The sequence below is a fragment of the uncultured Thiothrix sp. genome, assembly GCF_937873765.1.
In the GTDB taxonomy this organism is placed as follows: domain Bacteria; phylum Pseudomonadota; class Gammaproteobacteria; order Thiotrichales; family Thiotrichaceae; genus Thiolinea.
On record NZ_CALMZC010000028.1, the window covers coordinates 1 to 23,536 of the forward strand.

Annotated in this window: 26 protein-coding genes; 5 read left to right on the top strand and 21 right to left on the bottom strand. The window is 44.5% G+C overall.

Annotation, left to right across the window (positions count from 1 at the left end):
• From Q0307_RS08360 to Q0307_RS08370, 3 genes are all read right to left on the bottom strand, one after another.
• Positions 1 to 692: SRPBCC family protein (locus tag Q0307_RS08360; protein WP_298659365.1), on the bottom strand; the 692-nt coding region annotated here is incomplete at its 3' end.
• Between the two features lie 11 nt (positions 693 to 703).
• Entirely contained in the window at positions 704 to 1,588 is an 885-nt protein-coding gene (locus tag Q0307_RS08365) for a quinoprotein dehydrogenase-associated putative ABC transporter substrate-binding protein (RefSeq protein WP_298659368.1), read from the bottom strand.
• A gap of 87 nt (positions 1,589 to 1,675) precedes the next feature.
• The gene (locus Q0307_RS08370) at positions 1,676 to 3,532 is read right to left on the bottom strand and encodes a methanol/ethanol family PQQ-dependent dehydrogenase (RefSeq protein ID WP_298659516.1); all 1,857 of its coding nucleotides are present in this window, start codon (positions 3,530 to 3,532) and stop codon (positions 1,676 to 1,678) included.
• 314 nt (positions 3,533 to 3,846) lie between these two features.
• Here Q0307_RS08370 and Q0307_RS08375 point away from each other — a divergent pair, with 314 nt between their 5' ends.
• The 4 genes from Q0307_RS08375 (at position 3,847) to Q0307_RS08390 (ending at position 7,619) form a co-directional block, all read left to right on the top strand.
• Positions 3,847 to 4,710, top strand: a complete 864-nt coding sequence (locus Q0307_RS08375; protein ID WP_298659370.1) for a quinoprotein dehydrogenase-associated SoxYZ-like carrier — start codon at positions 3,847 to 3,849, stop codon at positions 4,708 to 4,710.
• 86 nt (positions 4,711 to 4,796) lie between these two features.
• Positions 4,797 to 5,408, top strand: coding sequence for a TetR/AcrR family transcriptional regulator (locus Q0307_RS08380; protein WP_298659373.1), 612 nt, complete (start codon positions 4,797 to 4,799; stop codon positions 5,406 to 5,408).
• A 35-nt stretch (positions 5,409 to 5,443) separates the two neighbouring features.
• On the top strand, positions 5,444 to 5,863 hold the full coding sequence (locus tag Q0307_RS08385) for a hypothetical protein (RefSeq protein WP_298659375.1): 420 nt from the start codon (positions 5,444 to 5,446) through the stop codon (positions 5,861 to 5,863).
• 82 nt (positions 5,864 to 5,945) lie between these two features.
• Entirely contained in the window at positions 5,946 to 7,619 is a 1,674-nt protein-coding gene (locus Q0307_RS08390; protein ID WP_298659378.1) for a formate--tetrahydrofolate ligase, read from the top strand.
• Between the two features lie 68 nt (positions 7,620 to 7,687).
• Here the strand turns inward: Q0307_RS08390 and Q0307_RS08395 are convergent, their stop codons facing one another.
• The 17 genes from Q0307_RS08395 to hflK all read right to left on the bottom strand — a co-directional run bounded on the left by Q0307_RS08395 (position 7,688) and on the right by hflK (position 21,919).
• Positions 7,688 to 8,494, bottom strand: coding sequence for a transglycosylase SLT domain-containing protein (locus Q0307_RS08395; protein ID WP_298659381.1), 807 nt, complete (start codon positions 8,492 to 8,494; stop codon positions 7,688 to 7,690).
• Between the two features lie 224 nt (positions 8,495 to 8,718).
• On the bottom strand, positions 8,719 to 9,588 hold the full coding sequence (rapZ, locus tag Q0307_RS08400) for an RNase adapter RapZ (protein WP_298659384.1): 870 nt from the start codon (positions 9,586 to 9,588) through the stop codon (positions 8,719 to 8,721).
• Between the two features lie 11 nt (positions 9,589 to 9,599).
• Positions 9,600 to 10,073 carry a PTS sugar transporter subunit IIA gene (locus Q0307_RS08405; protein ID WP_298659386.1) on the bottom strand — a complete coding sequence of 158 codons (474 nt, stop codon included), beginning with the start codon at positions 10,071 to 10,073 and terminating at the stop codon, positions 9,600 to 9,602.
• 12 nt (positions 10,074 to 10,085) lie between these two features.
• Positions 10,086 to 10,421: a ribosome-associated translation inhibitor RaiA gene (gene raiA, locus Q0307_RS08410; protein ID WP_298659389.1), complete on the bottom strand. Its 336-nt coding sequence runs from the start codon at positions 10,419 to 10,421 to the stop codon at positions 10,086 to 10,088.
• 55 nt (positions 10,422 to 10,476) lie between these two features.
• Positions 10,477 to 11,982 carry an RNA polymerase factor sigma-54 gene (locus Q0307_RS08415; RefSeq protein ID WP_298659392.1) on the bottom strand — a complete coding sequence of 502 codons (1,506 nt, stop codon included), beginning with the start codon at positions 11,980 to 11,982 and terminating at the stop codon, positions 10,477 to 10,479.
• A gap of 119 nt (positions 11,983 to 12,101) precedes the next feature.
• Positions 12,102 to 12,827, bottom strand: coding sequence for an LPS export ABC transporter ATP-binding protein (gene lptB / locus Q0307_RS08420; protein WP_298659395.1), 726 nt, complete (start codon positions 12,825 to 12,827; stop codon positions 12,102 to 12,104).
• A gap of 7 nt (positions 12,828 to 12,834) precedes the next feature.
• Positions 12,835 to 13,359 (bottom strand): lipopolysaccharide transport periplasmic protein LptA, encoded by a 525-nt coding sequence (gene lptA, locus Q0307_RS08425; RefSeq protein ID WP_298659398.1) that lies wholly within the window; start codon positions 13,357 to 13,359, stop codon positions 12,835 to 12,837.
• On the bottom strand, positions 13,316 to 13,897 hold the full coding sequence (gene lptC / locus Q0307_RS08430; RefSeq protein WP_298659400.1) for an LPS export ABC transporter periplasmic protein LptC: 582 nt from the start codon (positions 13,895 to 13,897) through the stop codon (positions 13,316 to 13,318). The genes lptA and lptC overlap by 44 nt, the downstream gene beginning before the upstream one ends.
• Positions 13,894 to 14,424 (bottom strand): 3-deoxy-manno-octulosonate-8-phosphatase KdsC, encoded by a 531-nt coding sequence (kdsC, locus tag Q0307_RS08435; RefSeq protein ID WP_298659403.1) that lies wholly within the window; start codon positions 14,422 to 14,424, stop codon positions 13,894 to 13,896. Before kdsC ends, lptC begins: the two co-directional genes overlap by 4 nt.
• Positions 14,424 to 15,377 carry a KpsF/GutQ family sugar-phosphate isomerase gene (locus Q0307_RS08440; protein ID WP_366936770.1) on the bottom strand — a complete coding sequence of 318 codons (954 nt, stop codon included), beginning with the start codon at positions 15,375 to 15,377 and terminating at the stop codon, positions 14,424 to 14,426. The genes kdsC and Q0307_RS08440 overlap by 1 nt, the downstream gene beginning before the upstream one ends.
• 230 nt (positions 15,378 to 15,607) lie before the next feature.
• Entirely contained in the window at positions 15,608 to 16,492 is an 885-nt protein-coding gene (locus Q0307_RS08445) for a DUF533 domain-containing protein (protein WP_298659409.1), read from the bottom strand.
• A gap of 24 nt (positions 16,493 to 16,516) precedes the next feature.
• On the bottom strand, positions 16,517 to 16,738 hold the full coding sequence (gene hfq, locus Q0307_RS08450; RefSeq protein WP_298659411.1) for an RNA chaperone Hfq: 222 nt from the start codon (positions 16,736 to 16,738) through the stop codon (positions 16,517 to 16,519).
• 350 nt (positions 16,739 to 17,088) lie between these two features.
• Positions 17,089 to 18,384 carry an adenylosuccinate synthase gene (locus tag Q0307_RS08455; RefSeq protein ID WP_298659413.1) on the bottom strand — a complete coding sequence of 432 codons (1,296 nt, stop codon included), beginning with the start codon at positions 18,382 to 18,384 and terminating at the stop codon, positions 17,089 to 17,091.
• Positions 18,385 to 18,396: 12 nt separating this feature from the next.
• Positions 18,397 to 19,584, bottom strand: coding sequence for an ATP phosphoribosyltransferase regulatory subunit (locus Q0307_RS08460; protein ID WP_298659415.1), 1,188 nt, complete (start codon positions 19,582 to 19,584; stop codon positions 18,397 to 18,399).
• A 6-nt stretch (positions 19,585 to 19,590) separates the two neighbouring features.
• Entirely contained in the window at positions 19,591 to 19,785 is a 195-nt protein-coding gene (locus Q0307_RS08465; protein WP_298659417.1) for a DUF2065 domain-containing protein, read from the bottom strand.
• Positions 19,782 to 20,717 (bottom strand): protease modulator HflC, encoded by a 936-nt coding sequence (gene hflC / locus Q0307_RS08470; RefSeq protein WP_298659418.1) that lies wholly within the window; start codon positions 20,715 to 20,717, stop codon positions 19,782 to 19,784. The genes Q0307_RS08465 and hflC overlap by 4 nt, the downstream gene beginning before the upstream one ends.
• On the bottom strand, positions 20,714 to 21,919 hold the full coding sequence (gene hflK, locus Q0307_RS08475; RefSeq protein WP_298659419.1) for an FtsH protease activity modulator HflK: 1,206 nt from the start codon (positions 21,917 to 21,919) through the stop codon (positions 20,714 to 20,716). Before hflK ends, hflC begins: the two co-directional genes overlap by 4 nt.
• Before the next feature lie 219 nt (positions 21,920 to 22,138).
• On the opposite strand from hflK, the gene Q0307_RS08480 reads away from it, so the two are divergent.
• Positions 22,139 to 22,927, top strand: coding sequence for an enoyl-CoA hydratase (locus tag Q0307_RS08480; protein WP_298659421.1), 789 nt, complete (start codon positions 22,139 to 22,141; stop codon positions 22,925 to 22,927).
• A 4-nt stretch (positions 22,928 to 22,931) separates the two neighbouring features.
• Here Q0307_RS08480 and Q0307_RS08485 read toward each other — a convergent pair whose 3' ends face one another.
• On the bottom strand, positions 22,932 to 23,513 hold the full coding sequence (locus Q0307_RS08485; RefSeq protein ID WP_298659424.1) for a Uma2 family endonuclease: 582 nt from the start codon (positions 23,511 to 23,513) through the stop codon (positions 22,932 to 22,934).
• Between the last annotated feature and the right edge of the window lie 23 nt (positions 23,514 to 23,536).

Consider the following 23,536-nt stretch of genomic DNA (forward strand, 5'->3'; position numbering starts at 1 on the left):
GGTGCAGGTGCAGGTGCAGGTGCAGGTGCAGGTGCAGGTGCAGGTGCAGGTGCAGTGATCGTCATAGACGAAAGTCCGTTAGACTGTGTTTGCGGGGCAGCAGTGGGTGTAGTTGCAGAAACACTTGCATTAGCATTCAGCTTTTTAGCTAGATTCGTCAAGCCACCTTGAAACACGCCGTTAATTGCGTCAAGTGCATCTTGCTTACCCATACCCGCAGGTGCGGGGGTAGCTTCTAACCATGCAGGATGAAAATCACCCGTCCAAACTACTTGGCTACCTGCGCCCGCAGGTTTAACACTCAAGGTGCTTGAATAGGTATTAATGGGTAGCACTTTCTTTTCAATAGGTTTCCCGTTGATTTGTAGCGTACCTACCGTCGTCATATTGCTTATGCGATAACTCAAAGACATTTGGCTATCACTTTTCGTCTCTAACTCCTCAGTCAGAAATAAACCTGAGCCTAAATCTAAGATGCGTGTCATAGGATTACGCATAATGGTGGATTTAACGGCAGGATGCCATTCATGTAAACCCTCAAATTTACCCACCACTGCCCAAGCCTGATCAGCGGTTACATTTAACTGTACGCTTTGCTCGGTGTGTAGGCGCTGTACATCAGTTGCCCAAGCAGGCAATACGCAGCCTAAACTTAAGCCAACTGCTAAGGATAGCGTTTTAGTCAATTGCATTTTAAGTTCTCCTATTTGCTGACAGCGGCTAGTAATTCGCCGGTATCATCCACTAGCGGAATTTGATACTCAGCTTGCAAAATTTGTTGAATTTCAGTTTTCTTACTCTTTAGGATGGCATTCACTTGGTCTTTCCACGCTTTTTCACCGAAGCGTACGCCTGCAGAAATAGGAAAGTTGAATCTGATCCCAGCCTCAGATTTGAGTGGCAAAAAGCTTAAACTACGTCCATCTTGTCGGTGGCTCGCGAAGTAAGCGGCAGTTGGCCCCCAGACAATTGCTGCATCTAAAGTGCCAGCTAATAAATCAGTGAGTAAATGTTTACCCGGAAAATCAGCCGGATCACCCGTTTGTGCAGGGTAGGGCGCCATATATTGATGTAACTGGTATTTAGCGAGCCATTCAGCGCCGGGGCCACTTTCCGTAATACCGATTTTAATCTCATCGGGATTATCTGGTGCTTGAGTGAGTAGTTCAGTAGATTGTTTTAGTTGCGCCAACTTACCATCAGAGCGCAGCACTAAAGCATAAGTCGATTGCATATAGGGTTCAGTGGTCGCGGCTAATTCATAGCCAGTCGGCAAACCCATGACTAAATCACAGAGATAACCTTCGCCATCCGGCTTTTCTTTTTTTAGAGTATTGCGGATAAAGCCAAGGCGTTGGGGAAACCAAGTATATTCCAGTGGTAATTTCAGCTCAGCAGCAACTAATTGGGCTAAGCGGTTTTCATAGCCTTTACCCTCTTGACTAGAAAAAGGCATGTATTGCGGATCAGCACAAACTTTTAAAGCATTACGAGCGGGTGGCATATCATCCGCATAAAGACTAGGGGTAAAACTCAAACACATCGATAAAACGAGGCAACACAAAGCAACAGGTTTGAAAACACTCATCTGTCATCCTTTCCTTCCGGTCTAAAGGGGAAGTACCCAACTCAATGGGTACTTCTGAACGCAGCTTTCAAATCAAGTGCTATTGAGTTACTGAGTTTGAGTTAATTCAGCAACTTTTTTCACTTCAGCAGTTGGAACAGTAGCGGCTTTGGGAGCATCAGGTAAAGCAAATACGGTTAGGACACCACCCAATTGGGTATAGGCACTTAAGCTCTTATAAGCGCCGACTGCACCTAGACCATCCGTATCACCTTGGAGACCTGCAGCCATACCAATACCTGCCCAACCACCAATCCCTGACAAGACGCCAATGTATTGTTTGCCTTTAAAGCTCCAGGTATTGACGTTACCGATGATGCCGGATGGGGTTTTAAAGCGATACAGCTCTTTACCAGTCTTAGCATCAATCGCTTTCAAATAGCCTTCTAAAGTTCCATAGAACACAATATCGCCTGCAGTCGCTAAAGCACCACTCCACACCGAGAAGGGTTCAGGAATTGACCATTTGATGGTACCCGTGGTGGCATCCCATGCAATGAAGTTCCCCAGATTGCTGGTGCCGTTATTCGTTACTTTACCGGCTGGATACATACTTAAAGTCGCACCCACATAAGGCTGACCTGCGACATAGTCGACTTGGAATGGCTCATAGTCCATGCACACATGGTTAGTAGGTACATAGAATAAGCCAGTTTTAGGGGAGAATGCAGAAGGTTGTTGATCCTTCGAGCCTAATGCAGCAGGGCAAACCCCTTTGGTATTAACGTCTGCGCCGTTTTTGTGCGTACTATACTGATCGACTACCACAGGGCGACCTGTTTTCATATCCACATGGCTAGCCCAGTTAACAGCCGGATCATATTTCTGTGCCAGTAACACTTCACCATTTTCAGCATTCATGGTGTAAGAGAAACCATTACGATCAAAGTGAACTAAAGCTTTAATGTCTTTGCCACCCAACTTAGTTTTAACGAGCTGAATTTCATTAACACCGTCATAGTCCCATTCATCATGGGGAGTCATTTGATAGACCCACTTCGCCATTCCTGTATCAGCGTCCCGTGCCATAATGGTCATCGACCATTTATTATCGCCGGGGCGAACGACTGGGTTCCAAGTACTTGGGTTGCCAGTTCCATAATAAATCAGGTTGAGATCAGGATCATAGGAATACCAGCCCCAAGTAGTCCCACCACCGATCTTCCATTGATCACCTTGCCAAGTACTTAGGCTAGAGTCTTTACCAACGGGCACGATACCCTTGTCAGTGCCACCCCAAGTAGTAGTCTTTTCAGGGTCCATGCACATTTCTTGGTCGGGGCCAGTGCTGTAGCATTTCCATGCAGGCGAGCCATCTTTGATATTGTAGGCAGCCATAAAGCCGCGTACTCCATACTCGCCACCACTAATACCGGTGTAGATTTTGTCTTTGATGACAATCGGAGCATTGGTGTTGGTTTCACCGCGCTTAGGATCGCCATTTTTCACACTCCAAACCACTGCACCACTTTTAGCATCCAGCGCTACTAAAGTGGTATCGGCTTGTTGCAGAAAGACTTTGCCATCCGCATACGCCAAACCACGATTGACCGTGTCGCAACACATGGTGGGAATGACACTAGTATCTTGCTTAGGTTCGTATTGCCAGATGACTGTTTGATCGTTGAGATTGATGGCGAAGACTTTATTTGGGAAAGGGGTATGAACATACATTGTTTCGCCGATGACTAGAGGGCCGCCTTCATGTCCTCTAAGTACACCCGTTGAAAAAGTCCATTCAGGTCTAAGATTGGAAACATTGCTGGCATTAATTTGATCTAAGCTGCTATAGCGATTGCCACCATAGTTACCTCCCCAGATAGCCCAGTTATTGGGATCTGCAGTCGCCTGTAACACTGAATCATTAGCTAAGGCAACACTGGTTGGAATTCCAGCCACTAACATAGCCAAAGTCAAGCGCTTTACTAAGTGCTTCATAGTTTACTCCTCCAAGGTAAATGACCCAACGCGTTAGCAGAGGCTGCCACAGCAAGTCATTTTTTCAGATAATCCAAAATTGTTCGGTTCAAACTTAATAAAAACCAAACAACTGACGTATTTTTCTGACAAAAACCACCTTAGTTAACCGTTGTGGGAGCACCTACTTATTTCATTGGTTTTTAAGCCTAAACCAGATTAGAATGAATGTTCATTCTTGTCAATAGTCCTTGTCTTGATGCCGTCATCTTCGTTTTTTGATTCATCTGGAGTGAAGCACTATGAAATTTATCTATCATTTAATAGTCTTATGTTGGTGCATACTGAGCGTTAATTCGGCTCAGGCTGATTTAGCAGCTAAGCTCACAGCCAACCTGTCTTTAACCGCTGAACAAGAGCAGGCTTGGCTTAGCCGCCTTAAAAACTTCTACTTTCCAGATAAAGATATTAGTTGGGATGAATCAGTCATTAGTTTGCAAGCCCCATTGCGTGCTGAAGACGGAGCACTCGTACCTATCCGTATTCAAGCCGGTTTTCCTCAAACCACTGAGCGCTATGTTCAAAGCCTATCTATTATTATAGATAACAATCCGAACCCATTGGCTGGCAAGTTCAGATTGACCCCATTGCTAGCACAGGCGAATTTAGATTTGTTAATTCGCGTAGATGCTTATTCACCAGTGCGCGTGATTGCGGAAACTAATGACGGTAAGCTGTATATGACTGGGCGCTATGTCAAAGCGAGTGGTGGCTGTTCTGCTCCACCGCCTACTAAAATTGATGAAAAACGTATCGGTGATATGCGTTTTAGTACTAAAGTAGCAGCGAGCCAGAGCACACAAGCTACTCGGTTGTCGATTGTGCATCCAAATTTATCAGGTTTACAGCGTGACCAAGTAAGCACTTTGCCGATTCCACCGCGCTATATCAAAGCTATTGAAGTTAAACTCGATAATCAGCTGGTATTTAGTGCAGAAACTGATATTTCTATTAGTGAAAATCCTGATTTCCAGTTTTATCTCAGCTCTGGTAAATCAGGTATACTATCTGCGATCATCACTGACACCGATGGTCAAACCTTTACCCATCAACAAAAAATTGAGTCTTCTGGTGTTCAGATGGATGTTTCGGCGGCGACAAGCTAATAAGATCTCAACAACCAAAACCCTACTATCGTATGCCATACCTTAAAAAGCTTATTCCTCATCCTGAGCCAATTGATTGCAGAATCTTGACTGCTGCCTTGGATTTATTTGTTCAGCATGGCTATCACAATATTTCGATTCATGAGATTCAAAAGCAAGCCCAAGTCAGTATTGGCTCGATTTATAACTATTTTGGTGGTAAGGAAGGAGTTGCACGCGCGTTATATCAACATATTCTCAATGAGCTCGATCAAGTCGTTGATGACGTGATTGCAGAGGGGGGGTCGCCTGCAGATCAATGTCAGCGAGTGATTGCTGATTTGTTTAATTACACGGAAACCCATCGGAATATTATTGCCTTTGCTTTCCATCCGAAGCACGCCGAGTTTCTACCCGAAGAGCCACAACCTTCGGATTCATCGGCGTTCACAAAAATGCGAGGGATTGTACAATGTGGGATGGACTTAGGTGAGTTCCGCCAGATGGATACTTGGGTGGCGGCTTCAGGTATGTTTGGTGGGGCGATCCGGATGATTCAATTGCGTCTGGAAGGTAAAATTGAGCGTCCCTTACCAGAGTATTTAGAAGAAGTATTGCTAACCGCTAAAGTGGGTTTATGCACTGAGCCAATTAATAAACGGAACAACCTAGAGCCAATCTTGAATTTGCAAGCTGCTAGTATAGACGCAGCGGCTTAACGCTAACATAGTGCTTAATTTAGGAAACTAGTTTAATGCGCGTCTCAAAAGACTCTGCCCTAAAGCTCCTTAAATATCTTTGGGTTGCGCCTATTACCCTCTTATTCTTACCTTTGATTCTGCTTGCGTATTGGACGGACGGACGTTTTGCTATTCATTCCGGTGTGATTGAAATTAGCGGTGGCAAGTTAGGACAACGCTTAAATAAAGGTTTACCGCTATTTGGTTCAGCAGCAGCGATTACTTTAGGACATATTGTGCTCGGTATTTCTCCTTACTACCTTGAGCGCACACGTGCTCATGAGCGCGAGCATGTGCGTCAATTTGAGCGCTGGGGGTTGTTTTTTCCTTTAGTCTATGTAGGGGCAGGTTTATGGGCTTTATCTAAAGGTAAACGTTTTTATCTAGATAATCCCTATGAAATCGCGGCAAGACGTGCTGAAGGTAAAGAGTAGATTTATGGTTGACTGACTGTTCAATCAATAAAATTTTAGGTGTATAGTGAGCTTCATCCGTATCACCACAGGATGGACTTAGATGGCCAACAGCGATATTGAAATTGCCCGTGCGGCAAAACCTCTAGAAATTAAAGATATTGGTGACAAATTGGGTATTCCTTGGGGCGCGCTCAGCCCCTTCGGACATACTAAAGCTAAAATTGATCTCGATTTCATTAATTCTCTACAAGATCAGCCCAACGGCAAACTCATTTTAGTCACAGCGATTAGCCCTACACCTGCAGGCGAAGGTAAAACGACGACGACGGTAGGTTTAGGGGATGCGCTTAACTACATCGGTAAAAAAGCAGCCATCTGTCTACGTGAGCCTAGTTTAGGGCCTTGTTTTGGAATGAAAGGTGGGGCGGCGGGCGGCGGCTATGCACAAGTTATTCCGATGGAAGATATTAACCTGCATTTTACAGGTGATTTTCATGCCATTACTGCAGCACACAATTTGTTGGCAGCCTTGATTGATAATCACATCCACTGGGGGAATGCACTTCAGATTGATGCGCGTCGTGTTACATGGAAGCGCGTGATGGATATGAATGATCGCGCTTTAAGAAATATCGTCAGTTCTTTAGGGGGTGCAGCGAATGGCTATCCACGCGAAGATGGTTTTGACATTACCGTGGCTTCTGAAGTGATGGCTATTCTGTGTTTATCCACTAGCCTAGACGATCTACGTAAGCGCTTAGGTAATATTATTATTGGTGTAAATCAGCAAAAGCAGCCTGTACGTGCCCGTGACTTGCAAGCAGATGGTGCGATGGCAGCCCTCCTAAAAGATGCTTTGCAACCTAATCTCGTTCAAACTTTGGAGAATAATCCGGCCTTCATTCATGGCGGACCTTTCGCGAATATTGCGCATGGCTGTAACTCGGTGATGGCAACCAAAACGGCACTGAAACTCGCGGATTATGTGGTTACAGAGGCAGGCTTTGGTGCGGACTTGGGTGCAGAAAAATTCTTCGATATTAAATGCCGCAAAGCTAAATTGGCGCCGTCGGCTGCCGTGATTGTAGCTACGGTACGTGCTTTAAAAATGAATGGTGGTGTTGCCTTTGCGGATTTAGGGCAAGAGAATGTTGAGGCGGTGAAAAAAGGCTGTGCTAATTTAGCGCGGCATATTCGTAATGTGAAAAGCTTTGGCGTACCTGTGGTGGTAGGGATTAATCGTTTTACTTTAGATACGGAAGCTGAACTGCAAGCTGTACGGGAAGCTGCTGCTACCTATGGCGTTGAAGCTGTGGTTTGTACGCACTGGTCTGATGGTGGGAAAGGTGCAGCACAATTAGCGCAGAAAATAGTTGCTTTGGCAGAAAGTGGGGCTAGCCAATTCGCGCCTTTATACGATGACAGCTTGTCACTCTGGCAAAAAGTGCGCACGATTGCCACTCAACTATATGGAGCTGATGATATTCTCGCCGACAAGAAAGTACGTGCTGAATTTAATCGCTTTGAAGAAGAAGGTTTTGGGCATTTACCTGTTTGTATTGCTAAAACCCAATACAGTTTTTCAACGGATCCACAATTACGGGGTGCTCCTAGTGGGCATATGGTCGGGATTCGCGAAGTACGTTTGGCAGCAGGAGCGGAGTTTGTAGTGGTGGTTTGTGGGGATATTATGACCATGCCCGGATTACCCCGTATTCCTGCAGCTAACAGTATTGGGATTAATACTCAAGGGGAAATTGAAGGTCTCTTTTAGAGTGAGTGGTAATTAATTTAGCCAGCCTATTAGCAGTTAGGCTGGCTAACAAACAGTTTTTGATTAGCTTATTTTAAACGCAAGGTTTGACCGGCCTGTAAGTGATAAGGTGAGGCTAAGTTATTTAAATTAATCAAACGTTTAACTGGTACTCCAGTTTGGCGCATGACCTCATAAACTGTATGTCCAGACTTTACGTTGAAAGCACGAGTACTTACTTTTGAGGCATCAGCTAGTCGATTTTTAGATTTTTCTGCCCAAGGTAAGACACTAGTATTTGCACGGGTTGCTTTCAGGCGTGTGCCGTGTTTCTTCTTAGATTGATTGATGCTTGGCCCGTCAAGTTGATTTTTGGCTTTACTGAGAAATTTTGATCTGCCTGAAAATTTGCTATAAGCCCTAATGACTTTACTAACATAGTGGTGATTACGAATTTTTCCACCGGGACGCACATTACCTTCGCCTGCATTATACGCCGCAACAGTGCGGTTCAAATCACCATCATAGCGCTGTAGTAGATAACTCAGATAACGAGTCCCTGCATGAATGTTGTGCCAAGGGCTATAACTGCTTTTGAAATTAAAGCGGCGGGCTGTAGACGGCATCAGTTGCATTAAGCCTTTCTCCCCTGAGCTACCGCGCGCACTTTGCTTAAAACAGCTTTCTACCGTAATCACTGCTTTAACAAGACCTTCCTTTACACCATATTTTTGAGCCGCCGAACGGATGGATTGATCATAAGGATCAGCCTTTCTTTCTAGGGTTTCTTTGTTCAGTATTTGACATCCTGCGGCTTCTACCGGTTGGAAGGTTTGAGTAAACAAAAAGGTCGAGGCTAGTACAAAGCTGGCGGTATAAGGGTTTAACTTTTCCATAAGTTCTCTCTGCTGAAAAAATAGAGTCAACATTCATGTGTAAATTCATCAAATAAGTGAATGTATTCTATCTTTTTAATAATCAATTGCTTAAGATGCAAATCAATATTGTTAAGCTTGCATTAAGCTTTGTGATGAAGATCTAAGCACTTCATTATTTTCTATAAAAAACCAGAAATTTTAATAGTAGGTTTTAAGATGATAAACAACAAAAAATCAAGTACTTATTGATAAGGAGTAAAGTAGTTAAGCTCGCGATGACGGAGTAAAACACAAGCCCCTAGCTTCTGGCGGAAGTGTTGATAGAGGGTTTCAGCGATATAAACTGAACGGTGGCGTCCGCCAGTACAACCAATGGAAACGGTCAAATAAGTTCGCTGACACGCTTCGGGGTCAGCCATCCAAAGCTCTAAAAAATCGCGCATACCTTGGTATAACTGCTGGACGCGTGGATGCTGTTGTAGCCAATCGATAATTGCGCTATCACGCCCTGTGAGAGCGCGTAATTCAGGTATCCAGTAAGGATTAGGTAAACAGCGTACATCAAAGACAAAATCAGAATCAGACGGCGCTTCGTGCTTATACCCAAACGATTGAAACATCAATGAAAAGTTAGGCAGTGGTGTTTCACCTAAGCGTGCACGTAGTAATAGACCTAACTCATACACATTGGTTTGTGAAGTATCAACGCGCCAATCGGCTTGTTGTGCTAAAAAACCTAGGAGCTTTTCTTCTAGCTCAATAGCCTTAGTTAATTCTTTTTCTTCATGAATCAGTGGATGACTACGGCGTGTTTCGTTATAGCGCTTCTGAATAACATCCTGCTGTGCATAGAGATAAATCAGGTGAGTTTTAGGATAAAGTTGGCGGATGCGTGCTAGAGTTTCAGGGATTTCTTTAAGGCTGGCTTTACCACCGCGTATATCAATGCCTATCGCTAAGCGCTCTAAATTGGCGATTTGCGGTGTTTGAATCAAGGCTTCAATCAATTGTGATGGAAGATTATCAATGCAGTAATATCCAGTATCTTCCAAAGTTTGCAGTGCATAGCTCTTACCTGCACCTGACATACCACTAATAATGACAATCTGCATGCAAACTCAGTTTATGCTGCGATTTTCTGCACAAATAGCGAGGATAAATAATCTAAAAGTAGTGCAGGCTCGCGTAGTTCTAACAAGGTTTTGGCTAAAGTTTTACGATTTAATATCATAGCCAAATCACTTAATAAGGGCTGATAAGCCTCTGCTTGCCCATTGGGCACAATGAGTGCAAGCAAGACATGGACAGGTTTTTTATCGGGGGTATCCATCTCGATCCCTTCCTCTAAAAGTAGTAAAGCAGCTCTTGCTTCAGGCACATTCAAGGATGCATGGGGAAGGACGATGCCATTCCCCATAGCAGTGCTACCCAATTTTTCACGAGCGATTAAGGCATTAAATACGACTTCATCCTCAAAGCCGAGTTCGCTACCTTTGTGGCTTAGCAATTCAGCGAGCTTTTCAAAAGCACGCTTTTTACTTGATAATTCATTAACACAGGCCACTCGCTCCATCGATAATAGGGTAACAATATCCATATTGAGTCTCGTTTAATCTGCCGCTTGCAGTTGGATAGTCCGTAGATTTTCATCACGGTGGTGATTTTTGAGCTTGTCTTTATGTTTAAGCACTTGGCGATCTAGCTTGTCGCAGAGTGCATCAATGGAGGCATACATATTATCTTCTTTAGCATTTGCATAGATTTGGTTACCACTGACATGAATAGTTGCCTCAGCACTATGTAGGGTCTTATTTTCTACTTCCAGAATAACATGCACATTCAAAACTTGATCAAAGTGGCGTTTGATACGCTCCAATTTTTCTTTGATGTAGCTGTTAAGAGCAGGAGTTACTTCAATGTGATGACCAGTAATTTCTAATTGCATGTACAGACTCCTTAAAACAAGGTCTATAAAAATAGCCAACCTCCTAGTGGTTGACTCAAGTCGTCACCAAGCCTTTCCGTTCATGAGAGGACGGAATTGACATGGCTTCACGATACTTTGTAACCGTGCGGCGTGCGACATTAATGCCTTGGTCTTTGAGCAATTGAGTAAGACTGCTATCACTCAAGGGGGAACGGGCATCTTCTTTTGCGATTAACTGTTTGAGCATGGCGCGGATAGCGGTGGATGAGCAGCTAGAACCCGTATCGGTATCTAATTGACTAGAAAAGAAATATTTAAACTCAAAGATACCACGCGGGGTATACATATATTTGTTCGTGGTCACGCGAGAAATAGTGGATTCGTGCATTTCCAATTCTTCGGCGATATCGCGGAGGATCAGCGGTTTCATTGCTTGCTCACCATATTGCATGAAAGCAGATTGGCGTTCAACTATCGCTTTAGCCACATTCAGAATCGTACTGTTGCGGCTTTCAAGGCTGCGAATCAGCCAACGCGCTTGTTGCAAATTGTTTTTCAGATAATGTGAGTCAGTGCTATTTTTGACTTGCCCAATCATATCCGCATACATTTGATTAATTTGCAGTTCCGGCGTCACCCGTTGGTTCAAGGATACAACCCAAGCATTGCGGATTTTATGTACAAACACATCCGGTGTAATGTAATCGGTGGTATTGGCAGAAAAGGCATTGCCCGGTTTTGGTTGCAAAGTTCTTAGCAAGGTAATCATTGCCTCGAAAGTATCTTGATTGATTTTTAATCGCTTCTGTATTTCTTTATAGTCGCGTTTCTCTAATAAGTCTAGATGCTTTTCGACCAAAATAACCGCTAGTTTTTGTAACTCGTTGGTAGGCTGTTTATAGAGCTGAATGAGCATACACTCACGTAAATCCCGTGCGCCTACCCCTAAAGGGTCAAGATGCTGGATGTATTTTAAAACCATCTCCACATCATCTAACTCAATCGGTAATTCGTCGATTAAGCTCTCTAAAATATCCTCTACAGACTCGCACAAATAACCGGCTTCATCCAATGACTGCACAATGGTCACGGCTATGCGCTTATCAATTTCAGAAAGCTGGCTCAGGGTAATTTGCCATAGCAGGTGTTCTTGCAGGTCTTCAGAAGAACTCCCTTGGTTTTCTAGGAAGGCTTGGTTGTCGCTATCGCCATCATGATTGCTACCGATGCTAGTGTCATAGACATCATCCCAGGTTGCATCCAAATTTAAATCTTCAGGAATATCGCTATCCATGTTGCTAGGAGTGTCAACTTCACCTAGCTCACTTAAGTCATTGTCCCCTAAGGACTCTGTAGAATCGGTTGAATGTTCAGCATTAGGTGAACGTTCAGTCAGAGGCTCATCATTAGTTAAGCCAGAGTCTTCAGCGAGTTGTAACAGCGGATTCTCTTCAAGGGCTTGCTGAATTTCTTCCTGTAATTCGATGGATGAGAGTTGTAACAGACGAATAGCCTGTTGCAATTGAGGAGTCATGGACAGGGTTTGTCCAATTCGAATATCGAGTCCTTGTCTGAGCATTAGTTATTCTTTTTTCCAGATTGAACAGTTGGGGCGCACCCGTATTCACATGGTAGTCCCAATTGAAAACAACTGCAAAAATGCCGCATAGCTGGTGAATCCTCGGTGAAGCACAGGGGTTAAAGTTGAAAGTTATCGCCTAAATAAACTTTACGTGCTTGTTCATTGTTCAAAATCTCATCTGGCGAACCTTCAGTGAGAATGCGTCCTTCACTAAGGATATAGGCTCTGTGACAAATGCCAAGCGTTTCGCGCACATTATGATCCGTAATCAGTACACCAATCTCGCGTGCGACCAGATGACGAATGATTTTTTGAATTTCCAAGACTGAAATCGGGTCAACCCCCGCAAAGGGTTCATCCAATAAAATAAATTCTGGTTCAGTAGCGAGGGCACGGGCAATTTCTAAGCGTCGCCGCTCACCCCCCGATAAGCTAATCCCTAAACTATCGCGTAAATGTGTAATCTGAAATTCTTCTAGGAGTTGTTCCAGTTTGGCTTGGCGCTGCATACGGTTTAGATCCTTGCGCAGCTCCAATACAGCGAGAATATTGTCGGTGACGGTGAGCTTACGAAACACACTTGCTTCTTGAGCTAGATAACCTAATCCTGCGCGGGCGCGCTCATGCATAGGGGCTTGAGTAATATCCACATCATTAATGAAAATCTTGCCAGCATCCGCACCGACCAAACCAACAATCATATAAAAGCATGTGGTTTTCCCTGCGCCGTTCGGGCCAAGCAAACCCACAACTTCAGCACTGTGCACCGCTAAATTAACATCCTTGAGAATTTGGCGTTTCTTATAGCTTTTCTGTAAATGTTCTGCGCGCAGAATAGCCATAAAATTCTTATTGTGCTTTGTTGGTCGGATAGAAAATAGCCCGCACACGCCCTGATTTTTCACCTGGGGTAGTCGCTTGTCCACCAGCTTTTAATTCGCCATTTGCGGTCGAATACTCAATGCGATTACTTGCAAAATTGTCACGATCTTGGCTTAAACTAGCATCACCTTCTAAGACTAATTTCTTTTGAATCACAAAATACTGGACGTTTTTAGCACGGCCTAAGGCTTGCTTACCGCTATCCATGGTTTGTTGGAAATTAACTGGGGAGCCAGTAGCCTTTATGGTTTGAATTTCATTATCCGGTGCAGAAATTTCAATTCGGCTAGCACGAATGCTAAGTGTACCTTGTTTAATTTCTACATTACCTGCATAGACGGCAGTTCCGGCTTCTTTGTTAAACACTACGGAGTCCGATTCGATCATCACCGGTTTTTCAGCATCACTACTGATGGCGTAGGCCGTGGTGCTAGCCAGCAGGCATAAGCTAGTGAATAGTTGCAGGAGCGGGTTGATAGGTTGATTTAACATTAGCATTTAATCTCAAATAAGCCTCATCCAGTTTAGCTTCCAAGCCTGTACCCTGTAAAACCAATTGTGGACTAGTAATGGTGACCGGTTGGTCAGTACTAAGCTGTTGATCAGCCAAGCGATAATGTAAAAAAGCAGTCTGCAGATCAACGGACGAATTAGCTTGGCCGGCCATATGCAAGCGCACATGCCCGTTTAGGTCAGCTTCTTGAGTATCATGCCGCATTACAGCTTCATCAGCCGTTAACGTGGCGACATCGACTAGTTCGGTGGATTGAGTATCTTTGCTGGTGATTCGTGGGTTAACTATATTGCTGGTTTTAGTATCTTGGGAATAAGCCAAGTAAAGACCATCCATGGTATGACTAACACTGCCGGTAGCCGTGATCGCAGCTAGGCTGAAATCGGTTAAATAATAATCCACTGCTACATAGTCTTGTTTCGGTTGCTCTGCTTCAGGACGGTTTAGATAGTCCTCTAAATTATGCAAAAGGATTACGGCTAGCAGTACTGATACTAAGACTAAAAAAAACTTCATCGTAGATAGCCTTCTAGGATTGCTTGCAGTTGACCACGCGCATCTAACAGCATTTCACAAGTTTCACGCACTGCACCGCGTCCGCCAGAACGAGTAGTAATCCAGTGTGCATGCTCTTTAACGAAAGGATGCGCGTCAGCAACTGCAATGGCTAAACCTACTTGTTTCATAACGGGTAGATCAATCACATCATCACCAATATAAGCGATTTTCTCTGCAGGCAAACCCGTATGTTCTAGTAACGCAGCAAAAGCAGGGCGTTTGTCTCGAAAGCCTTGAAAGACTAATTCAGCAGGAATATTGAGATTTTTAGCGCGATGTTGCACCAACTCAGATTGACGCCCTGTCAGAATGGCGACTTTCATGCCTGCATCTTGTAACATGCGCAAGCCATGTCCATCACGTGAGTTGAAAGCTTTATATTCTTGACCGTTATTATCGTAAAACAGGCTGCCATCTGTGAGCACACCATCCACATCGAGAATCAGTAGTTCAATCTGGCTAGCTAGTTCTTTATTGACCTTCATCAAACAATCCCTGCACGCAATAAATCATGCATATGAATAATACCGACTATTTGTCCAGCCTGCACTACAGGTAAAGCAGTAATGCTGTGCTCTTGCATCATATTCAAAGCGGTCACTGCTAGTTCGTCTGGCAGAATGGTATGTGAGCTAATGGTCATTAACTCGGCAATAGGACGACCTTGTAACTCGCGACCATTTTCAAAGGAGCGGCGCAGGTCACCATCCGTAAACACGCCTAACAGGTAATCGCTTTCATCAACAATCGCGCTCATGCCAAAGCCATGTCGTGTCATCTCCAGAATGGTTTCACGAATATCAGCTGTCGGCAGCACGCGTGGAATCTCACCTTGAATATGCATTAAATCATGCACATGTACTAACAAACGCTTGCCTAAACGCCCACCCGGATGTGAGCGGGCAAAGTCCTCAGCCGTGAAACCCCGCACCTCTAATAAAGCAATCGCCAGCGCATCACCCATCACTAAGGTAGCAGTTGTACTCGAAGTTGGGGCTAAGCCTAAGGGACAAGCTTCATGATCGACGCCTGTATAAATGTGAAAATCAGCTAATTGTGCTAATTCAGACTCTGGATTACCAGTCATAGCGATTAGGTTGATTTTTAAGCGGCGCACTACTGGCATAATCGCCAAGACTTCTTCGCTAGTACCTGAATTAGAGAGAGCAATGATGATATCACCATCAACGATCATGCCTAGATCACCATGACTGGCTTCGCCCGGATGCACAAAAAAGGCAGGCGTGCCGGTACTAGCAAGAGTAGCTGCGATCTTACTACCGATATGTCCTGATTTACCCATGCCAGTGACAATGACCCGACCTCGGCATTTAAGAATAGCCTCACAAGCCCCGACAAACTGATCATCAATGCGTTCAGGAAGAGATTGAAGAGCGCTAATTTCGGCAGCAATGACCGCGCGCGCCAAGGTTTTCATGTCTTTAGCAGCATGCATCTTAAATAGGGTTCTCTCATTCTTAATAATTAAGTAAGCTCTAAGCCTTACATCTACCCGCTCAAGCTAGTCTTGTTTAGATAATAATTAGGAGGCGGATTCTAACAGGTCTTGATTGCAGGGACTAATTTCTCTCTAAAACTTGCTGCTTACTAAAAAGCAAAAGGATCTATATCACTATAGACCCTTAGCAACTTTAAGCTAATTACTGCTTAAGAATAAAGTTTAGGTGCACCGACTTGCTCATGTAGGGCATTGCAAACTTCAGGCGATAAGTTCAAGCCTTGCGCTAATTGGCTAAGATATTGTGCTTCTGTGCGGGTATCTAAATCAATCGCTGCTAAAGAAATCGCGTAAATTTGCTGCGCCATGCCTTGTGGCACACTGCGTACAAAGCCTGCCACATCCAAAGGTGCTTCAAATTCTTTACGGATAAAGTTCGCTTCAGAATCGCTAATACTACCGAGTTTACCAATGATGCGCTCTTGCTCTTGTTGATCAATAGTGCCATCTGCTTTTGCAGAGTTAATCATGGCGCGGATGATTAAGGTCGCTTGTTGTTCAGCCGCTTGCTGGTTGGGTAGTAATTGGCTACTTAAGTCAGGCACATTTGGGTTTTGACTTTGCATATACTTACTAACAGCACCTGTTAACAAATCACCTAAACCCCCTCCTTGACCTGCTTGTTGGTTGCCCATTAAGCCACCTAACAGACCACCCAAACCACCCGCACCTGCTGCAGAAGTCTGTTGTGCACCACCGAGTAAGCTACCTAAAACATTACCTAAACCACCTTGATTTTGGTTAGTTTGTTGTCCACCGAGTAAGCTACCTAGAACATTACCCAAGCCACCCTGATTTTGATTAGCTTGTTGACCACCTAAGAGACTGCCTAAAACATTACCTAAGCCACCTTGATTAGGATTGTTTTGTGCACCACCTAAGAGACTCCCAAGGACATCCGCCATCCCGCCACCTTGTCGGTTACTGGAGCCACCGAGTGCCGAACCGAGAATGTTACCCAGTACATTACCAGCAGAACCGCCTGATAATGCGCCACTGCTTAACAAACTGCCGAGAATCTTAATTGCATCCATTGGGATTGATCCTTTCTTAAAAAATTAATGGGTTTTCGGCGCTACTGAACCCGCACCTTTCGGTACTATCGTGGAAATAGCACTTTTCATAATTAGCTGAGAACTCGCCGCATCACGGTTAGAGGCCAACATCACTGAGAATTGATCGTAAGCAATAATAAACCCTTCCAATTTGATCCCATTGACGAGGAAACAAAAGACAGGGGCTTGGCTTTTTGCCAGATCATTTAAAAAAGTTTCTTGCATAGAATCTGCCATGATTTTGATTTGTCGCAATAGTATACGCACGCGTTCAAGGCAATTTAAACCGTTGGTGATAAATGGCCTTAAGTTTTCTATGCCTAACTGACATAGGGTTTAGCCTAGTGTCTCAAACTGACAGATTATTGGCAAACTTGTCTTAATTCGCCTAGATAAGTTTTATTGATAATTAAGTAGCTTGGTAAAAAGTACTTTATAAATAGGGGGTTATGAAGTTGGCATAAGAGCTGCAAAGTAATGCTCAGAATAGAATGTCAGAACGGTGCAGACCACGCCACACGCCTCATGTGGCTTCAAGCCCCACCTCTTAATAAGCGGTGGGGTTATTTTTTTATTTAAGCGGCGTAAGGATGTCTTAAAACAATAGTTTGTTCACGATCAGGCCCTGTAGAAATAATGTCCACTGGGGTTTGAACGACTTCTTCTAAGCGTTTCAAATAAGCTTTGGCGTTGGCTGGCAATTGCTCATAACGGGTTAAACCAAAAGTTGATTCGCTCCAACCCGGCATTTCTTCATAAATTGGTTGGCAACGCGCAAATTCTTCAGTGATGACAGGAGGAACCTCATAGGTTTTACCATCCAAGCTATAGCCAGTGCAGAGTTTGACAGTTTCTAAACCGTCTAATACATCCAGTTTAGTGATGCACAAACCACTAATGCTATTAATTTCCATAGCCCGCCGTAAAACTACCGCATCAAACCAACCACAACGACGTGGGCGACCAGTAGTCGCACCAAATTCATTGCCCTTTTGGCCTAAATATTTGCCTACCTCATCAAAAAGCTCAGTCGGGAAAGGGCCTGAACCCACTCGTGTGGTGTAAGCCTTGGTAATACCCAGAATATAATCGATATTTCGTGGGCCAATCCCAGCACCTGTACACGCACCGCCCGCAGTGGTGTTTGAAGAGGTGACATAAGGATACGTACCATGATCAATATCTAATAAAGTCCCTTGCGCACCTTCTAACATAATATCTTTGCCCGCTTTACGCAGTTCTGCAATACGATGCGGAACATCGGTAATCATTGGCCGCAAGATTTCAGTCATGGCTAAAGCATTATCTAAAGTCTGCTGGAAGTCGACTTCATCGGCATGGTAATAGTTTTTCAGAGTGAAATTATGGAAGTCGAGAATAAAGCGCAGTTTGGCTTCAAATTCGGTAGGTTGGAATAGATCACCAACCCGCAAGCCACGGCGAGAAATCTTATCCTCATAAGCAGGACCAATGCCACGCCCAGTTGTACCAATGGCTTGATTACCACGTGCACGTTCACGCGCTAAATCTGAGGCGATATGATAGGGGAGAATCAATTGGCAGGCTTCAGAAATGCGTAAATGGTCGCGTACTGCAATACCTTTAGCTTCCAAAGTGTTCACTTCTTTCATTAGCGCTTCTGGAGAAAGCACTACACCATTGCCAATCATACATTCCACATTGTCACGCAGGATGCCTGATGGAATCAGATGTAAGACAGTTTTTTCACCATTAATGACTAAAGTATGCCCTGCATTGTGACCACCTTGAAAACGCACCACTGCGGCTGCATTTTCGGTTAGTAAGTCGACTATTTTACCTTTGCCTTCGTCACCCCATTGGGTGCCTAGAACAACAACGATTTTACCCATGACTTTCTCGCTTTAAACTTCCGTAATAATCCATTCGTTGCCGTGTTTAATTAATTGTTGTCCGCAGCCTGCATCCTGCGGGGTTTTCACGGTATCACCTTGCAGTTGACGTACTACCCACTGCCCTTGAGAACGTAATTGTTGGATGGTGCTGTTTAAACTAGGATCAGTATCGGCCGGTGCAAAAATTTTGCTTGGTTGCTGTGGTGGGGCTTGCCAATAGCGGGTTAGAATCCGTAAATCGGTACTGAATCCGGTAGCAGGGCGCGCACGGCCAAATAGTTTGCCAATGCCATCATAACGCCCACCGCGAGCAATTTCCCGGCCACTCCCTTCAGCATAGACCGCATACACTATGCCTGTGTGATAGTCGTAACCTGATAGTTCCGTCAAGTCGACATGAATATGACAGTCAGGAAACTCATGTTGAATGCGCTTGACAAGAGAGTTGAGATACTGGATAGCCTCTTTAACTTGCTGATTTGCGGCGCTTAACACTTCTGCAGCGTAGTCTAAAATATCTGCTTTACCATACAAGCGTGGCAACTGTCTCAGCATTTCAGTTTCAGAAGCTGGTAAATTCGCAGCCGCGAGCCAAGCTTCAATATCCGGTAAAGATTTACGCTCGAGCATGTCAAAAAAGACTTTTTCTTGCGATGTACTTAAACCCGCTTGAGCTGCAAGGCTGCGGAAAATATTGACATGCCCAATATCGAGGGTAATAGCAGGCACTTGGCAGTGTTTAAGGGTAGTGAGTAATAAGGCAATGATTTCAAAATCACTATCCTCACCGGCATGCCCGAATAGTTCTGCTCCTACTTGCAAGGGAGAACGTGAACCATCTTCGTTGAAAGCACGGGTACGTAAGACACTACCGATATAGCACAAACGATTGGGATGCTCAGTTTTTAATTTATGTGCATCAATGCGCGAAATTTGCGGTGTCATGTCCGCCCGAATACCCATGGTGCGCCCAGTGAGCTGATCCGTGACTTTGAACGTTTGTAGATCTAGGTTTGAGCCGATGCCGGTATTCAGCGACTGCATATACTCCACTAGAGGGGGTATCACCATTTGGTAGCCCCAAGTAGCGTAAACGTCTAATAGGCTACGCCGTAAGTTTTCTAAGCGCCATGATTCTTCAGGCAATGCTTCGCTAATCCCGTCTGGTAGCGCCCAGTATTGGTCAGTCGTTGGCATGGTTGATTAGTCAGTTAGAAAGAGCAACAGAATACCAGCTATCACACAAATTAGCCCAAACATCCTTAGGGTTTTTTCAGGATAGCTAAGAATTTGTGCATACGCTTTTTTGAGTTGGCTGGGGCTGATAAAGGGCAACAGGCCCTCAAGGATTAACAAGAGGGCGAGGGCATTTATTAAGTCTGACCAGTCAATATTCACTGTGCGGGTGCAGTAGCCGTTGAGTTAGCTGAGGGAGCTGGAGCCGGAACAGAGCTAGCTCCACCGGTCGAGCTATTAAAGTAACGGAAAAAATCCGAATTAGGCTCTAACACCATAGTCGTTCCCACATTATTCCCAATGGTTTTCTTGTAGATGTCTAAGCTACGATAAAAGGAATAGAACTCTGCATCACCTTGATAAGCTTTGCTATAAATTTCCGCTGCTTTTGCATCCCCTTCACCACGTACTTTTTCCGCATCGCGATAGGCTTCAGCTTTGATAACAGTCGCAGTACGGTCAGCGGTTGCACGAATCTTTTCAGCTTCGGCTTGCCCACGTGAACGGAAATCTTGGGCGACGCGCTGACGCTCAGAGCGCATCCGTTTAAATACGGATTCACTAACCTCATCAGGGAAGTCGATCTTACTCACGCGCACATCGACGATCTTAATCCCCAATTGTTTAGCGGCTTCATTCGATTTCAGCTCTAAACCTTGCATAATTTGGTCGCGTTGCTCAGTGAGCGCCTGTTCAATCGTGCGACGGCTGAATTCGTTACGCAGACCATCTTTCATAATGTCGCCTAAACGATTAGACGCATCGATCATGCGTCCACCATTGGTAGCGCGATAGAAAGTGGAAACATCTTCAATTTGCCATTTCACAAAGAAATCGACTAAGACGTATTTCTTCTCACCGGTTAAAAAGCGCTCTGCTTTCGATTCATAAGTCAGTACCTGAGCAGGGAATTTGCGCACCGTGTTCATAAATGGAATCTTGAAATGCAGACCCGGCTGAATATCAGAGTCGACAATTTCTCGGAAAGCAAATTTAATCGCGCGCTCGCGTTGATCTACCGTATAAGCAGTCGCATAAATCCCAACCGCTAAGACAACTAAACCACCAAGTACAAGCTGTTTAGTTTCAATCATTGGCGGCTCTCCCGTGTTTGACCCGGTGATAAGGGACGTTGCTGACGTGTCTCCGTGCTAGGTACACCATTAGAGCTATTACTAGACTCATTGCCATTAATTGTTGCAGAGGCTGCACTCGCAAGGGCTGCAGGCGACAATTCAGTTGGCATAGTAGTCGCTTTAGGGTCAATTGGGATATACAGCATATTATTGCTATTCTCACTGGTGACTAGCACTTTACGTGAACCGGTCATCACACTTTCCATCGCTTCGAGATACAAACGTTCACGCGTTACATCCGGTGCTTTCTTATATTCAGTCACTAACTGTGTAAAGCGCGCAGCATCACCTTCGGCGCGGGCAATGGCTTGATCACGATAAGCAATCGCTTCTTCACTTAGGCGTGAGGCTTCGCCACGGGCATCAGGTACGACTTTATTCGAGTACGTTTCCGCCTCATTTTGGAAGCGGTTTGCGTCTTCACGCGCGCGGTTTGCATCGTCAAAAGCATCTTTAACTGCATCGGGCGCTTCGGCGTAAGTTAAGTTGACTTTAATCACCCGTAAACCCACTTTGTAATTATCCAAAATAGTTTGCATAAGCTTTTGTGTTTCAACCGCAATCTGCTCACGACCTTCACCCAAGATATAGTCCATTTTGCTGCGACCTATGACTTCCCGAGTTGCACTGCGCATAGCTTGATACAAAGTACCTTGAGCTTGATTGGCTAAATCATCGGCGCGGAACACGTTGAAAGTATAGTCTTCAGCATCGCTGACTTGATATTGGGCGGTGACCGCGATCTCAACAATATTTTCATCCTGTGTGAGCATATTGCTAGTGTCTTGTGCACTACGGTTCTGAGCCACATCCACGTATTCAATGGTCTCAATTGGCGTAGGTAAATGCCAATGCAAACCTGGACCACTAGTGGATTGATAAGCACCGAAGCGGAGGACTAAAGCTTGTTCGCGCGCATCAACCATGTAGAAGCCGGAAAATAGCCAACCGGCAACAAGCACACCCAAAATAATAAAGATACCTTTATAGTTAGGGGGGCCATCAGGCTCACTACTACTGTTCGGCTTTTTACCAAAAAGTCCTGATAACTTTTGATTGAGTTTTCTAACTAACTCATCGGTGTCGGTCGATTTATTAGTTGTTTTGTTCTTCCCTGTCCAAGGGTCTTGATTGTTACCACCCGGCTCATTCCAGGGCATATGAAACTCCTAAAAACTAATTTAAATGTACCCACGCGACTGAGGCGGGGTCATTTTTTCACAAAGCAAGCATTGTAAGCAGGCTAGCGGATGCTGGCAACCATAGTAGTTACTGACAGCAGCATATCAAATTCAAGCTTATAAAGTTGAACACACCTGAGAAAATTAGGGTCGTATCCCGCTATAATCGAAAAAATCTTAGCTTACTTGGAGGAGATAATGATGCAATCAACAGCAGATGGTTTGGTCTTACGCGATGATCAAGCGGGAATTTGTACGTTAACCTTAAACCGCCCTGATAAATTTAATGCACTTTCAGCAGGCATGATCGAAGCTTTAACTACACAATTAGATACAGTCAGTGCGGATAGCAGTGTACGTGTCGTGGTGATTAAAGCCAATGGGCGTGCGTTTTGCGTCGGCCACGATTTAAAAGAAATGCGTGAAGCAAATGACCCGAAGCTTACTAAACAATTATTTAGCCAATGTGGCGCGATGATGCAGCGGCTAGAAACTATGCCACAACCGATTATTGCCAGCGTGCATGCTGTAGCCACCGCTGCTGGATGTCAGTTAGTAGCCGCCTGTGATTTAGCGGTAGCCAGTGAAAAAGCTAAATTTGCAGTCTCAGGCATTAATTTAGGCTTATTTTGCTCCACACCCGCCGTGGCATTAAGTCGCAATCTTGGCCGCAAGCAAGCGCTAGAAATGCTGTTGACGGGGGACTTTATCGATGCGGCTACCGCTAAAACGTATGGTTTGGTTAATCAAGTCGTTGCTGCTGAAGAACTGGATCAAGCAGTTGCTACCATGGCTGCTAAAATTGCCGCTAAACCACCTGAAGCCGTAAAAATGGGTAAGGCGCTTTTTTATAAACAACTCAATCAGCCTTTAGCGGCTGCTTATGATTTAGCTAATGAAGCGATCACTTGTAATTTCTACTTGGATGACACTATTGAAGGTGTGAATGCGTTTTTGGAAAAACGTGATCCGAGTTGGAAGCGTTAGCTTTTCAATCAATATCTAATCCTACTTCCTTGCGTACCCGCCGGTAAACTTGTACCACCGGCAAGGTCAAACCTACGGATTCGAGGGTAAACACATCTTCCGCATAAAAAGGCTCCATACGCCAAGCATTACGTCGCCGAAAAATACACAAATAGGGTTTATCCTGAGCAACCAAAACATACTCAAGTAAACTATCAATTTGAGTGTAGTTAGCAAATTTCTCTGAACGATCAGTACGTGCTGTGTTAGGTGATAAAACTTCAATGATTAAAACAGGGTTGGTTCTCGTATATTGGTCGCTAGTGTTTTCCCCGCAAGCCGCCATAATGTCAGGATAATAAGCAAAAGGTTTATGCTCATTTTTACCAACTACTTTCATATCGGATTGCCAAACTCTACAGCCATCGCGTAAGGCATTATCAATCGCTGAACCTAAGGTTTGAGTAATTGTATTATGGCATTCACTTGCACCGGCCATAGCATAAATTTGCCCATCTAAATATTCATGCCGTATAGCAACCTCTTGTTCGCTAGTAAGGTAATCTTCAAAGCTTAAGTATTCGTAGTCTAGGGCGTGCTGCATCATCCAAAACCTGCGGGTAAAGAATG

Coding starts and splice junctions, on each gene's coding strand:
- Q0307_RS08365 (WP_298659368.1), bottom strand. CDS start 1,588: ATGAGTGTTTTCAAACCTGTTGCTTTGTGTTGCCTCGTTTTATCGATG.
- Q0307_RS08370 (WP_298659516.1), bottom strand. CDS start 3,532: ATGTTAGTGGCTGGAATTCCAACCAGTGTTGCCTTAGCTAATGATTCA.
- Q0307_RS08375 (WP_298659370.1), top strand. CDS start 3,847: ATGAAATTTATCTATCATTTAATAGTCTTATGTTGGTGCATACTGAGC.
- Q0307_RS08385 (WP_298659375.1), top strand. CDS start 5,444: ATGCGCGTCTCAAAAGACTCTGCCCTAAAGCTCCTTAAATATCTTTGG.
- Q0307_RS08390 (WP_298659378.1), top strand. CDS start 5,946: ATGGCCAACAGCGATATTGAAATTGCCCGTGCGGCAAAACCTCTAGAA.
- Q0307_RS08395 (WP_298659381.1), bottom strand. CDS start 8,494: ATGGAAAAGTTAAACCCTTATACCGCCAGCTTTGTACTAGCCTCGACC.
- rapZ (WP_298659384.1), bottom strand. CDS start 9,588: ATGCAGATTGTCATTATTAGTGGTATGTCAGGTGCAGGTAAGAGCTAT.
- Q0307_RS08405 (WP_298659386.1), bottom strand. CDS start 10,073: ATGGATATTGTTACCCTATTATCGATGGAGCGAGTGGCCTGTGTTAAT.
- raiA (WP_298659389.1), bottom strand. CDS start 10,421: ATGCAATTAGAAATTACTGGTCATCACATTGAAGTAACTCCTGCTCTT.
- Q0307_RS08415 (WP_298659392.1), bottom strand. CDS start 11,982: ATGCTCAGACAAGGACTCGATATTCGAATTGGACAAACCCTGTCCATG.
- lptB (WP_298659395.1), bottom strand. CDS start 12,827: ATGGCTATTCTGCGCGCAGAACATTTACAGAAAAGCTATAAGAAACGC.
- lptA (WP_298659398.1), bottom strand. CDS start 13,359: ATGTTAAATCAACCTATCAACCCGCTCCTGCAACTATTCACTAGCTTA.
- lptC (WP_298659400.1), bottom strand. CDS start 13,897: ATGAAGTTTTTTTTAGTCTTAGTATCAGTACTGCTAGCCGTAATCCTT.
- kdsC (WP_298659403.1), bottom strand. CDS start 14,424: ATGAAGGTCAATAAAGAACTAGCTAGCCAGATTGAACTACTGATTCTC.
- Q0307_RS08440 (WP_366936770.1), bottom strand. CDS start 15,377: ATGAAAACCTTGGCGCGCGCGGTCATTGCTGCCGAAATTAGCGCTCTT.
- Q0307_RS08445 (WP_298659409.1), bottom strand. CDS start 16,492: ATGGATGCAATTAAGATTCTCGGCAGTTTGTTAAGCAGTGGCGCATTA.
- hfq (WP_298659411.1), bottom strand. CDS start 16,738: ATGCAAGAAACTTTTTTAAATGATCTGGCAAAAAGCCAAGCCCCTGTC.
- Q0307_RS08455 (WP_298659413.1), bottom strand. CDS start 18,384: ATGGGTAAAATCGTTGTTGTTCTAGGCACCCAATGGGGTGACGAAGGC.
- Q0307_RS08460 (WP_298659415.1), bottom strand. CDS start 19,584: ATGCCAACGACTGACCAATACTGGGCGCTACCAGACGGGATTAGCGAA.
- hflC (WP_298659418.1), bottom strand. CDS start 20,717: ATGATTGAAACTAAACAGCTTGTACTTGGTGGTTTAGTTGTCTTAGCG.
- hflK (WP_298659419.1), bottom strand. CDS start 21,919: ATGCCCTGGAATGAGCCGGGTGGTAACAATCAAGACCCTTGGACAGGG.
- Q0307_RS08480 (WP_298659421.1), top strand. CDS start 22,139: ATGATGCAATCAACAGCAGATGGTTTGGTCTTACGCGATGATCAAGCG.
- Q0307_RS08485 (WP_298659424.1), bottom strand. CDS start 23,513: ATGATGCAGCACGCCCTAGACTACGAATACTTAAGCTTTGAAGATTAC.